Source organism: Rhizobacter sp. Root1238 (assembly GCF_001425825.1).
In the GTDB taxonomy this organism is placed as follows: Bacteria; Pseudomonadota; Gammaproteobacteria; order Burkholderiales; family Burkholderiaceae_C; genus Rhizobacter.
On the sequence record NZ_LMDM01000001.1, the window covers coordinates 502,193 to 514,835 of the forward strand.

Here is a 12,643-nt window from a genome sequence, read left to right on the forward strand (position 1 = left end):
TCCGTCGTTGGACCGCAAATTATGGGCGCGATAATTCGCCGATGTTTGCACCGCTTCAGAACGACACCTTCCTGCGCGCCTGCCTGCGCCAGCCCACCGACCACACGCCGGTCTGGCTGATGCGCCAGGCCGGCCGCTACCTGCCGGAGTACCGCGCCACCCGCGCGAAGGCCGGCAGCTTCATGGGCCTCGCCACCAACACCGACTACGCCACCGAGGTGACGCTGCAGCCGCTCGAACGCTATGCGCTCGATGCAGCCATCTTGTTCAGCGATATCCTGACCGTGCCGGACGCGATGGGTCTGGGCCTGAGTTTCGCGCTCGGCGAAGGCCCGAAGTTCGCGTCGCCGGTGCGCGACGAGGCCGCGGTCGACCAGCTCGCGGTGCCCGACATGGACAAGCTGCGCTACGTGTTCGACGCGGTCACGTCGATCCGCCGCGCGCTGAACGGCCGGGTGCCGCTGATCGGTTTCTCGGGCAGCCCGTGGACGCTCGCCTGCTACATGGTCGAAGGCGCCGGCTCCGACGACTACCGGCTGGTGAAGACCATGCTGTACAGCCGCCCCGACCTGATGCACCGCATGCTGGCGATCAACGCCGATGCGGTCGCGCTCTACCTGAACACCCAGATCGAGGCCGGCGCCCAGGCGGTGATGATCTTCGACAGCTGGGGCGGCGTGCTGGCCGACGGCGCATTCCAGGCTTTCAGCCTCGCCTACACGCAGCGCGTGCTGGGCCAGCTGAAGAAGGAACACGAGGGGCAGCGCATCCCGCACATCGTGTTCACCAAGGGCGGCGGCCCGTGGCTCGAACAGATCGCCGGCACCGGCGCCGACGTGGTCGGGCTCGACTGGACGGTGAACCTCGGCCAGGCGCGCCAGCGCACCGGCGGCCGGGTCGCGCTGCAGGGCAACCTGGACCCGAACGTGCTGTTCGCGCCGCCGGCGCAGATCCGCGCCGAGGTCGAGCGCACGCTGCAGAGCTACGGGCCGGACCGCACCGGCCACATCTTCAACCTCGGCCACGGCATCAGCCAGCACACGCCGCCGGAGCATGTCTCGGTGCTGGTCGATGCGGTGCACGAGGCGTCGCGGCGCTGAATCGGCCGCGCGCCGTGTCATCCGACACCGTCGGGCGCTGTAACGATCGCCGGGCTTCTGGGGGGAGTGATTTCCCCAGGTACGTTTGCACGGAGCTTGACTTATCCCCAAAACGCTGAATGTGACGAATGCCGCTGCGAAGCTCAGCGAGTGTCACTGCCAAATCCTGGTGCATGCGCTAAGTTGTTGATTTCATTGAGTCTGAAAATTGCCGCGAAAGTGAGCAACGCAAGCAGAGGCCAAACAGATCAAGAACTTAGCGCGGCTCTCTGCAGGTTTCCCACAAAGTTATCCACAGAACGCGGGGAAAGCTCCAAAACGCCTTTTGTATCAGCGACTTAGATGGATTTCCTGTGAGTCACTCTAGCTTTGGCCGATAACTCACCCCCGATTCCTGCCGAGCTCGCCACGGCGTTGCCGGTCGCGGTCGAGACCCCGCAGCACAGCGGGTTGCAGGGCACGCTGGACTACCTGAGCGAGCGCACGCTACCGCCAGGAACCCTGGTGCGCGTGCCGCTGGGACGGCGCGAGGTGCCGGGCATCGTCTGGCCCGGCGAGGCCGGCAGCGAGCCGTCGCTGGCGCTGAAACCGATCGCGCAGATGCTGGACGCGCTGCCGCCGCTGAGCACCCGCTGGTGCGAGCTGGTCGGTTTTGCGGCCGCCTACTACCAGCGCAGCGTCGGCGAGATGGCGCTGGCGGTGCTGCCGCCCGAATTGCGCAAGCTCGACGACGCCCAGCTCGCGAACCGCATCGCCCGCCTGCGCAAGGCGATGGCGGCGGAGCCCCGGCCGAGCGCCACGGCCGTGCCGGCGCCGGAGCTGAACGCCGACCAGGCCGCCGTGCTCGACCAGCTGCAGGCGCTGCACACGCCGGGCTCGGCGCCGGTCGTGCTGCTGCACGGCCTGACCGGCAGCGGCAAGACCGAGGTCTACCTGCGGGCTGCGGAGCGGGCGCTCGCCGCCGGCCAGCAGGTGCTGGTGCTGGTGCCGGAGATCAACCTGACGCCGCAGCTCGAGGCCCGCTTCGCCGAGCGCTTCGGCAGCGGGCCGTCGCCGCGGCGCATCGTTTCGCTGCACAGTGGGCTGACGCCGGCGCAGCGGCTCAAGCACTGGCTCGCGGCGCACCTCGGGCTGGCCGACCTGGTGCTCGGTACGCGGCTGGCGGTGTTCGCGCCGCTGCCGCGCCTGGGCCTGATCGTCGTTGACGAAGAACACGACCCGTCGTACAAGCAGCAGGAAGGCGCGCGCTATTCGGCCCGCGACCTCGCGGTGTACCGCGGCAAGCTCGAAGGCGCCTGTGTCGTGCTCGGCTCGGCCACGCCGTCGATCGAGAGCTGGCAGCGCGCCGAGCAGGGCCGCTACACCCGGTTGACGATGGGCCACCGCATCGGCGGCGGCGCGCTGCCGGCGGTGCGGCTGGTCGACATGAACCTGCTGCCGAAGATCAAGGGCATCAGCACCGCGCTGTCGCCGCAGCTGGTGGCCGCGCTCGGCGCGCGGCTTGAGCGCGGCGAGCAGAGCATGCTGTTCCTGAACCGGCGCGGCTATGCGCCGGTGCTGCACTGCGGCGAATGCGGCTGGAAGAGCGGCTGTCCGAACTGCAGCGCGTTCCGGGTGTTCCACCGCGTCGACCGCACGCTGCGCTGCCACCACTGCAGCCTGACGCAGCCGGTGCCGCGCGCCTGTCCCGATTGCGGCAACCTCGACATCGCGCCGATGGGCCGCGGCACCGAGCGGCTCGAGGAGCAGCTCGCGCAGGCGCTGCCGGGCGCGCGCATCGCCCGCATCGATGCCGATTCGACGCGGTTGAAGGGCTCGCTCGAAGCGCAGTTGTCGGCGGTGCACGACGGCAACGTCGACGTGCTGGTCGGCACGCAGATGGTGGCCAAGGGGCACGACTTCCGGCGCATCACGCTGGTGGCGGCGGTCGATCCCGACAGTGCGCTGTTCAGCAGCGATTTCAGGGCGCCGGAGCGGGTGTTCTCGCTGCTGATGCAGGCCGCAGGGCGGGCCGGGCGCGACGCGGCGCAAGCGGGCGCGAGCGAGATGTGGGTGCAGACCTGGCACCCGCGGCATGCGCTGTACCAGGCGCTGCGCACGCACGACTACGCGGCCTTTGCGGCGCAGCAGTTGAAGGAACGCGAGATGGCAGGGCTGCCGCCGTTCACGCACCTGGCGCTGCTGCGGGCCGAGGCGCGCACCGCGCAGGCGGCGCGCGATTTCCTGCAGGCGGCGTCGGACCTGGCGAGCCAGTTCGAAGGCGCCGACCAGCTGCTGATCTACCCGCCGGTGCCGACCAGCATCGCACGCGTCGCGAACGTCGAGCGCATGCAGATGCTGATCGAGGGGCCGTCGCGCGGGGTGCTGCAGCGGGTGCTGACGTCGTGGGTCGCGAGCCTGCCGTCGCTGCGCAGCGAGCACAAAGGCGTGCTGCGCTGGGCGCTGGATGTGGATCCGCTGGCGATCTGACCCCACCCGTTCGCCCTGAGCAGGGACTGAGCTTGTCGAAGGCCCGTGTCGAAGGGTGGGTGCCCTGGCCCGAGGGCTTCGACAGGCTCAGCCCAGCCCTTCGACAGGCTCAGGGCGAACGGACTGATTCTCCGTTCGAGCAGAACTCATCCCGTTCGGGCTGAGCCTGTCGAAGCGCCGGTGCTGCGCGAATCCGGGTTGGGCTGGATCAGACCAGCAAGCCCGGCACCTGCGGCACCAGCGCCTGCCGCTGCGCCGTCGCACTGCCCAGCAACGCGAAGCCGAGCAACTGCCCGTCGCCGCTGTGGAAGCGCGCATCGCAGCCGTCGTCGCTGAGGGTCACCGTCCACGCACCCGACGCATCGAGCGGCGGCGGGCACACCACCGTCGGGCAGGCCGGTGTCTTCACGATCACCGGCATCGCCGGGTAAAGCACCGGGGTCGGCTTGCCGGCCAGCGTCGCGGCCAAGGCACGCGCCTGCTGCATGATCGGCATCACGTACGGCAGCGTGTGGCCGTCGACCTCGGCGCAATCGCCGAGCGCATGCACGTTCGGCGCGCTGGTCGCGAGCAGCCGGTTCGTCACGATGCCGCGGTTGGTGGTGATGCCGGCCGCGTGCGCGAGCGCCGTGCGCGGGCGCAAGCCCACCGCCGACAGCACCAGGTCCGCGGCCAGCGTGCTGCCGTCCTTCAGCGTCAGCATGAAACCGCTGCCGTCGCGCTGCACCGACGCCACCGAGGTGTTGAAGCGAAAGCCGACGCCCGCCGACTCGAGCTTCTCGCGCAGCCGCGTGCTGGCCTGCTCTGGCAGCAGCCGCGGCAGCGCGCGCGGCGCGAGATCGATCACCGTCGGCGCGATGCCGCGTGCCAGCAGGTCGTTCGCGAATTCGCAGCCGATCAGTCCGGCACCGAGGATCGCGACGCGCTGCACGCCGTCGAGCCGGTCGGCGAAGCGCGCGTAGTCGTCGAGGTCGTTGACCGACAGCACGTCGTCGGCACCATCGCCGGCCAGCGGCACGCGGATCGGGTCGGCGCCGAGCGCGAGGACCAGGTCGCGGTACGCGATCGTCTCGCCGCCGTCCAGCTCGACCCCCTGCGCCGCGGTATCGATGCGCGCGACGACCGCGTTCGACCGCAGCGTCGCATTCAACTCGGCCGCCATCTTCTCGGCCGGCTTCATCACCAGCGAGGCCGCGGTCTTCTTGCCGGCCAGCGCGTTCGACAGCATCGGCTTCGAATAGAAGCCGGCGTGGTCGCGGCTGACGATGACGAGCGGCGTCGTGGTGTCGAGCTTGCGCAGTTCGCGCGCGAGCGTGAAGCCGGCGAGGCCGGTGCCGAGGATGACGATGGGGTGTGACATGGGCGCGGGCCTTGAAAAGCGGTCGCCACTGTAGCAGCGGGGCCAGGCCGTTACCTTTCGAGCCAACTTTGGCGCACGGCCCTCGCATTGAAATGCCGCCACCCGGGCCCACGTGGGAACTACCACCGACCAGGACACCGCACCATGCTGACCCTCATCATCGTCGTGCTCCTCGTCGGCGCCTTCGTCGCCTGGCTGATCGGCGAGCCGTTCTGGATCGAACTGCGCCGCCGCCGCGTGCGCGCCCGCCCGTTCCCGGCCGACTGGCGCCAGGTCCTGCGCCGTCACGTGCCGTATGTGCGCGGCATGCCGGCCGACCTGCAGCTGCAGCTGAAGAAGCACATGCAGGTGTTCCTCGCCGAGAAGGTGTTCATCGGCTGCGGCGGGCTGCAGGTCACCGAGGAGATGAAGGTGACGATCGCCGCGCAGGCTTGCCTGCTGCTGCTGAACAAGCGCCGGCCCGGCTACTTCCCGAACCTGAGCCAGGTGCTGGTCTACCCCGGCGCCTTCGTCGTCGACAAGGTGCACACCGGCCCGGCCGGCGTGCTGCAGGAGCAGCGCCAGGTGCTCGCCGGCGAATCGTGGTCGCAAGGCCAGGTGATCCTGTCGTGGCACGACGCGCTGGAAGGCGCGGCCGCCGCCGATGACGGCCGCAATGTCGTGATCCACGAGTTCGCGCACCAGCTCGACCAGGAGAACGGCGATGCGAACGGCGCGCCGTGGATCGGCCGCCGCCACCGGGCGCGCTGGGCGCAGGTGTTCGGCAGCGAGTTCGCGCTGCTGCAACAGCAGGCCGAGCGCGGCGAGGCCACGCTGATGAGCCACTACGGCGCCACCAACCCGGCCGAGTTCTTCGCGGTCGCGAGCGAGGTGTTCTTCGAGCAGGCGCCGCTGATGGCCGCGCAGCACCCGGCGCTGTTCGCCGAGCTGAGCCGCTTCTACCGCGTCAATCCGCTCAGCTGGTAGGCCTTCAGCTGACGGCCGACGCGGCACGCGCCGCGTCGATCTTGCCGAGCAGCCACTGCAGCCCGGCCAGGTGCTGCTGGTCGTGGCTCGCGAGGTAGTGCACCAGGCTGCGCAGCGTCAGCGCGCCATAGCCGTCGAACACGGCAGTGCGCTCCCACTGCGGCGGCTCGATGCGCCGCAGCAGTGCCATCGTCTGCTCGCGCGCCAACCGGAACGTCGCCAGCACCTGTGCCGCATCGGCCTGCGCGTAGCCGCGCGCGATCGCGAGCGCATCGGTGTCGATCGATGCGAGCAGCGGCCGGTCTTCATCGAGCGTGCGCTGCAACCTCACGTGGTAGCCGTCGATCTCGATGTCGCGCACGTGGCACAGCTGCGCGAGCGGCGACAGGGCCTCGCTCGGCACGCCGTCCCAGCTGTCGGGCACGAAGGTCTCGTACCCGGGCGGAACCTCGGCGTAGAAGGCAGCGAGCTGGTCGGGAAAACTGGCGAGTGCGTTCAGCGTGGCGGCATGCATGGCGGCAGTATGCGACCGATCCAGCGGCCCCCGTGGAACCGGCTTTGCCGGGCCACTGGGGGCGCCCCCTCGAGGGGGAGGCGCGCAGCGCCTCGGGGGTGGGTCATCCAATCCAGTGGGTGATCAGGATCCCGAAGCCGAGGCCGTTGATCAGCATCCCGACGGCGAGGCGGACGGTCTTCATCGCGCACCCCCTTCGGCCAGCTTGCGGGCCACCGCGGCGCCGTAGGCCGGATCGGCCTTCGTGAAGTGCTCGATCTGGCGCTGGCGGATCTCGTCCGACGGCACGCCGCGCATCGCGTTCGCGATGTTGCTCGTCAGGCGCTCCTTCTCGTCGGCCGGCAGCAGCCGGAACAGGTTGCCGGCTTGGGTGAAGTCGTCCGACTGGCCGCGTTCGTCGTAGCGGCCGGCCGTGCCGTTCAACGCCCAGCCGGCATCGCCATGGCCAAAGCCCGTCGGCGCCACGCCGCCCGCTTGCACCGGCGCGTAGTTCTGCGCGGCGCTGCTGCCGTTGGTGTCGCCCGCCGTGCCGGCCATGCTGCCGTCGCGCTGCTGGTGGTTCACCGGGCAGCGCGGCCGGTTCACCGGCAGGTGCTGGTGGTTGGTGCCGACGCGGTACAGCTGCGCATCGTGGTACGCGAACAAGCGACCCTGCAGCATCTTGTCGGGGCTGAAGCCCAGGCCCGGCACCACGTTCGCCGGCGACAGCGCGGCCTGCTCGACCTCGGCGTGGTAGTTCACCGGGTTGCGGTTCAGCTCGAGCACGCCGACCGGGATGCGCGGAAAGTCCTTGTGCGGCCACACCTTGGTCAGGTCGAACGGGTTCCAGCCGGTGCGCGCTTCCCACGCCACCGCCTCGGCCTCGGTCATCACCTGGATGAAGACGTTCCACTTCGGGAAGTCGCCCGACGCGATGGCGCCGAACAGGTCGCGCTGCGCATGGTCGGGATCGGTGCCGGCCAGCCTCGCCGCGTCCTCGGGCAACAGGTTCCTGATGCCCTGCTGCGTCTTCAGGTGCCACTTGACCCACACGCGCTCGCCGCCGGCGTTGATCAGGCTGAAGGTGTGGCTGCCGAAGCCGTCCATGTGGCGGTAGCCGTCCGGCGTGCCGCGGTCGCTGAACAGCATCGTGACCTGGTGCAGGCTCTCCGGCGCCTTGCTCCAGAAGTCCCACATCATCGTCGCCGACTTCAGGTTGGTCTGCGGATCGCGCTTCTGCGTGTGGATGAAATCGGGGAACTTGATCGCGTCCTTGATGAAGAACATCGGCGTGTTGTTGCCGACCAGGTCCCAGTTGCCGTCTTCGGTGTAGAAGCGCAGCGCGAAGCCGCGCGGGTCGCGCTCGGTGTCGGCGCTGCCCTTCTCGCCGCCGACGGTCGAGAAGCGCACGAAGGTCTCGGTCTGCTTGCCGATCGCGCTGAACAGGCGCGCTTTCGTGTAGCGGCTGATGTCGTGCGTGACGGTGAAGGTGCCGTAGGCGCCCGAGCCCTTGGCATGCACCACGCGCTCGGGGATGCGCTCGCGGTTGAAGTGCTGCAGCTTCTCGATCAGGTGGAAATCCTGCAGCAGCACCGGGCCGCGCGGGCCGGCGGTGATCGAGTTCTGGTTGTCCTCGACGGCGATGCCGGAGGCGGTGGTCAGTCGGGAAGTGTCTTGGCTCATGCGGGCTCCTGGTTCGGTCCCGTCAGTGTCAGAAAGCCAAGCCCTTCTGTAAATTCAATTGCTCAAAGACCGTTCATAGCGAATCTCAATCGCTATCTCACGCTACGCCGCGCCGGCCCGCGGCACCAGCCACGCGGCCAGCAGCGAGAAGCTCGCGAAGGCCAGCACCGTGCTGGACAGGATGATCCGCGCGATGCGTCCGTTGTCGGCGCGGTAGCGCTCGGCCAGCAGCGAGACGCTGCTGGCGCTCGGCAGCGCTGCCGCGAGCGTCAGCACGACGAGGCCGAAGTCGCTGATCGGGAGGCCGGCCCGCCGGGCCACGAGCCCGAGGCCGAACACCAGCAGCGGGTGCACGAACAGCTTGACCAGCGCGATCGGCAGGTAGTGCCCGGCCGGCGTGCGGCTGTGCGCGTGCTGGCCGGCGCGCCACAGCACGGCACCGATCGTGAACAGCGCGACCGGCGTCGCCGCATCGCCGAGCATCTTGACGATCTGCGTCACCGGTCCCGGCAGTTCGCGCCCGCTGGCCGCCAGCAGCGCACCGAGGCCGATCGCCCACGGCAGCGGGTTGCCGAGCGCGCCGCGCAGCGCGCGCCGCAGCGAGACGCCGAGGTCGCCGTGCGGCGTGCCGTCGTGCCGGCGCGATTGCGCGAGCGCCACGCACAGCGAGCTGGTCAGCAGCAGGTCGACCAGCACGGTGCCGATCACCGGCCCGGCGGCGCGCTCGCCCAGCAGCGCGGCCAGCAGCGGCACGCCCATGAAGCCGGTGTTCGGGAACGCAGCCACCAGCGCGCCGAAGGCGGCGTTCTTCAGGTCGAGGCCGCCCTTCATCGCGAGCGCGATGGCCAGCGCCACCACCAGCAGCGCGCAGACGACATAGACGCCGATCAGCGCCGGGTCGATCAGCTGCGCGAACGGCATGCTCGCGCCGAAGCGGAACAGCATGCACGGCAGCGCGAAGAACAGCACGAAGGCGTTGAGGCCGGGGATCGCGGCCTCGGGCAGCACGTGCTGGCGGGCGGCGAGGTAGCCGCACAGCACCAGGGCGAAAAAGGGAATCGTGACGGCGAGGATGGACTGCACAGGGCCGCAAGTATCGCCTTGCGCAGGTCCTTCAGGGGGCAGAGGCCGGTGCAGCCGGCGGCACCGCCGCGTTCTTGCGGCGGCGGATCTCGGCGATCAGCTCGTCGTACTGCTTGCCGGTCTCCGATCGAATCAACGACGGCCCGATGCCCGGCGGCACCCAGCGGTTCGGCACGTACTCGCCGTGGAACGCGATCCGCGTGCGGCCGCCGTCCTCGACGATCAACCGGGTCGTCGCCTCGTAGCTCTTGAAGTCGCCGCTGACCAGGTGCGAGCGGATCTCCTGCGGCGCGACCAGCTCGACCGAGCGAACGCTGTGGAACGCGAAGTGCAGCAGGCCGTGGCGCGCTTCGCCGGATTGCTCGACCTGCAGCGCGTTGTTGTCGTGGCCGATCACCGCGCTCGACTTCAGGTTCGAGACGAAGCCCGCCATGTGCTCGTAATCGGTCAGCACCGCCCACACCTGCTCGCGCTCGGCGGCGACGCTCGCGCTGACGTCGAGCACCACCTTGTCGCCTTGCAGCAGCACCTGCACGTCGACCGGCTGGGCCTGCGCCATCGGGCACAGCAGCCACATGGCGAAGGCGACGGCGCGACGGAAGTCCATCAGGCGATGCTAAGCCTGCCGGCCCGGGTCTGCACGCGGCACCGTTTTGCCTACACTGCGGCATGCCCGCACAACCCCCGCTGAAGCTGTTCATCGCCAACAAGAACTACTCGTCCTGGTCGCTGCGCCCCTGGGTGCTGATGCGCACGCTGGCGATCCCGTTCGACGAGCAGCTGGTGCCGTTCGGCGCCGGCTCGCAGGCGGAGGTGTTCGGCGGCTTCTCGCCATCGGGCAAGGTGCCGTGCCTGGTCGATGGCGAGACGGTGGTCTGGGATTCGCTGGCGATCATCGAGTACCTGGCCGAGGCGCATCCGCAGGCCTGGCCGGCGGACCGCAACGCACGCGCCTGGGCGCGCAGCGCGGCCGCCGAGATGCACTCCGGTTTCTTCACGGTGCGCAACCTCTGTTCGATGACCTGTGGCGTGCGCGTGCGGATCGACCCCTGGCCGCCCGCGTTGCAGGCCGAATGGGACCGGCTGTCGGCGTTGTGGGACCAGGGGCTCGTCCGCTTCGGCGGGCCGTTCCTCGCGGGCCCGCACTTCACCGCGGTGGATGCGTTCTTCGCGCCGCTGGCGTTCCGGGCGCAGACCTATTCGCCGGCGCTGTCGGCGCGTTCCGGCGAGTACCTCGCGCGCCTGCTGGCCTTGCCGGCAATGCAGGCGTGGTACGCCGAGGCACTGGCCGAACCGTGGCGCCACGAAGGCCACGAAGAGGAAGTCCGCGCCGCCGGCACCTTGCTGCAGGACCTGCGCACCAGCCCCGCCCGGTAGCGGACGTCAGTGCCGCTGCCCGGCCGCGATCGCCGGAAACTCGCCCGCATAGCGTTCGATCCATTCCATCGCGGCCTCCTCGGCCGTGAGCTGCCGGCCCTCGATGCGGCCGACCGACTGGCGGTAGTCCTCGATGTGGCAGACCTGCTCGACCATGCGCGCGAGGAACGCGACCTCGGCATCGAGGAAGGTCACCCCCAGCTCGTAGCCGTCGATCTCGCTCGGCTCGCACCACGCGACGCGCGCATCGGCCTCGAAGGCCGGTTGCACATACGGAATGCGGATGCGCACATGCGCGCCCGGCGCCACGGCGCGGTCGACATGCACCGCGAGACCGCCGGCGCTGATGTCGTGCGCGTGGGCCGCGGCCGGGCCATGCAGATTTCCGGAGCCGATCTGGACCGGCAGGTCGACGGGGTGGCGGATGAACTGTCTCATGGTCGGCGCCAGTATTCGCGATCTGCGTCCGCCGCGCCAATAACCCATTTGAAGGGGGGGACTCGCTTGCTTTATCCGATCTGCGCACCCGCCCGGCCGGCCTCGACGCTGAAACGCGCCGCGCTGCGGATCGTCGCGCGCGGGTCGTTCGCATCGCTGACGACGCGCAGCGTGGCGTCGAGCCGCTGCGGGGTCAGCCGCAAGCTCATGTAGCCGCGCTCCTCGCTGCGCGCGTAGCGGATGTGCGGGTTCAGCGGCAGCGCCGGATCGAGCCGGGCCTGCGCCATGCCGTGGCTGGTGATCGACGTGCCGCAGAACTCGGTGGCCAGCGGCGCCGCATCGCCGGGGCGGCGCTTCAGGTCGGCGACGTAGTTGCAGTGCACGTCGCCGCTCAGCACCACCGGGTTCGCGGCGCGCCGCTCGGCCAGCGTGTCCAGCAGCCGCTCGCGCGCGGCCGGGTAGCCGGACCAGCCGTCGGTCCAGAAGCGGCCTTCCTTCGTCCAGGTGAACGGCGCCATCAGCGTCTGCTGCGCGATCAGGTTCCAGCCGGCGTCGTTGCGCGCGAGGCCATCGTCCAGCCAGCGCTCCTGCGCGCTGCCGAGCATCGTGCGGCCCGGCGCCACCAGCTCGGGGCAGGCCGCGAGGTCGTAGGTGCCGCCGCCGCCGCGGCCCGGTTTCTGGCAGGCCTGGTGGTCGCGGTACTGGCGGTCGTCGAGCACATGGAAGCGCGCCAGCGCGCCCCAGTCGTAGCGGTCGAACACCTGCGCGTTCGCGCGCACCGGCCGCGACGACGGCGGCAACGGCATGTGCTCCCACCAGGCCTGGTAGGCCGCGGCACGGCGCGCGAGGAAATCCGGCGCGGCCGCGTCCGCCAGGTCGTTCGCGTAGTCGTTCGCGACCTCGTGGTCGTCCCAGGTCACGATCCACGGCGCGGCGGCGTGGATGCGCTGCAGGTCGGCATCGCCCTTGTACTGCGCATAGCGGGCCCGGTATTGCGCGAGCGTCGTCGCCTCGCCGCCGCCTTCGTGCAGGCGCACGCGGCCGGCCACCGGCGCGTATTCGTAGATGTAGTCGCCGAGGAAGACGACCACGTCGGGCGCCTCGTCGGCCAGGTGGCGCCAGGCGGCGAAGTGGCCGTGGTCCCAGCGCTGGCACGACGCGATCGCGAAGGCCAGCGATTCGTTCGCGCCCGGCGGCGGCGCGGTGCGGGTGCGGCCGGTCGCGCTGCGCGCGCCGAGCGCGCTGAAGCGGTAGAAGTAGCCGCGCGACGGTGCCAGCTCGCGCGGCTGCGCATGCACGCTGTGGCCCCAGGCGGCCTCGGCGGTCTCGGTGCCGCGCGCGACGACCTGCGTGAAGGCCTCGTCGCGCGCCAGCTCCCACTGCACCGGCACGCGCGGCGGCAGGTCGTCGCCGATCAGCCGCGTCCACAGCACCACGCTGTCGGCGCGTGGCGAACCGGAGGCGATGCCGAGTGCGAAGCGGTCGATGTCGGCGGCACGTGCGCTGCGCACGAACAACGGCGCACCGGCGCCGGCCGCGGCCCATTGCAGAAGGCGGCGGCGGTCGAAGGAAGAGGGGCTCATGGCGTCGGCAGGCAGGAAGTGTCGAGGGGGATCGCGTTTGTTCTATCACAGTCGCGCGGCATCCCCGCGGCAGACGCTCGCCTATGATCGA

The 12,643-nt window shown here is 70.2% G+C and carries 11 protein-coding genes; 4 read left to right on the forward strand and 7 right to left on the reverse strand.

The genetic code is table 11. From position 1 onward, the window contains the following. The first annotated feature begins 41 nt into the window (after positions 1-41). Complete coding sequence (gene hemE, locus ASC98_RS02385; protein WP_056803915.1) at positions 42-1,100, forward strand: uroporphyrinogen decarboxylase; 1,059 nt, start codon at positions 42-44, stop codon at positions 1,098-1,100. A 369-nt stretch (positions 1,101-1,469) separates the two neighbouring features. After that, positions 1,470-3,569, forward strand: coding sequence for a primosomal protein N' (locus tag ASC98_RS02390; protein ID WP_235581143.1), 2,100 nt, complete (start codon positions 1,470-1,472; stop codon positions 3,567-3,569). Between the two features lie 208 nt (positions 3,570-3,777). Here ASC98_RS02390 and ASC98_RS02395 read toward each other — a convergent pair whose 3' ends face one another. Then, positions 3,778-4,929 (reverse strand): NAD(P)/FAD-dependent oxidoreductase, encoded by a 1,152-nt coding sequence (locus ASC98_RS02395; protein ID WP_056803918.1) that lies wholly within the window; start codon positions 4,927-4,929, stop codon positions 3,778-3,780. Positions 4,930-5,073: 144 nt separating this feature from the next. On the opposite strand from ASC98_RS02395, the gene ASC98_RS02400 reads away from it, so the two are divergent. Continuing rightward, entirely contained in the window at positions 5,074-5,895 is an 822-nt protein-coding gene (locus tag ASC98_RS02400) for a zinc-dependent peptidase (protein ID WP_056803921.1), read from the forward strand. Positions 5,896-5,899: 4 nt separating this feature from the next. Here the strand turns inward: ASC98_RS02400 and ASC98_RS02405 are convergent, their stop codons facing one another. From ASC98_RS02405 to ASC98_RS02420, 4 genes are all read right to left on the reverse strand, one after another. Further along, complete coding sequence (locus ASC98_RS02405; RefSeq protein WP_056803925.1) at positions 5,900-6,409, reverse strand: DinB family protein; 510 nt, start codon at positions 6,407-6,409, stop codon at positions 5,900-5,902. Between the two features lie 180 nt (positions 6,410-6,589). After that, positions 6,590-8,071 (reverse strand): catalase, encoded by a 1,482-nt coding sequence (locus ASC98_RS02410; protein WP_056803928.1) that lies wholly within the window; start codon positions 8,069-8,071, stop codon positions 6,590-6,592. A gap of 102 nt (positions 8,072-8,173) precedes the next feature. Next, positions 8,174-9,154: an AEC family transporter gene (locus ASC98_RS02415; protein WP_056803931.1), complete on the reverse strand. Its 981-nt coding sequence runs from the start codon at positions 9,152-9,154 to the stop codon at positions 8,174-8,176. A 31-nt stretch (positions 9,155-9,185) separates the two neighbouring features. Beyond that, a complete protein-coding gene (locus ASC98_RS02420; RefSeq protein ID WP_082541818.1) occupies positions 9,186-9,761 on the reverse strand; it encodes an SRPBCC family protein in 576 nt (191 codons plus the stop codon). Between the two features lie 62 nt (positions 9,762-9,823). Between ASC98_RS02420 and ASC98_RS02425 the strand changes: the two genes are divergently transcribed. Next, entirely contained in the window at positions 9,824-10,531 is a 708-nt protein-coding gene (locus ASC98_RS02425) for a glutathione S-transferase (protein ID WP_056803934.1), read from the forward strand. A gap of 6 nt (positions 10,532-10,537) precedes the next feature. Here the strand turns inward: ASC98_RS02425 and ASC98_RS02430 are convergent, their stop codons facing one another. Continuing rightward, positions 10,538-10,969, reverse strand: a complete 432-nt coding sequence (locus ASC98_RS02430) for a PilZ domain-containing protein (RefSeq protein ID WP_056803937.1) — start codon at positions 10,967-10,969, stop codon at positions 10,538-10,540. Between the two features lie 71 nt (positions 10,970-11,040). Then, positions 11,041-12,552, reverse strand: a complete 1,512-nt coding sequence (locus tag ASC98_RS02435) for an alkaline phosphatase (RefSeq protein ID WP_056803940.1) — start codon at positions 12,550-12,552, stop codon at positions 11,041-11,043. Positions 12,553-12,643: the final 91 nt, after the last annotated feature.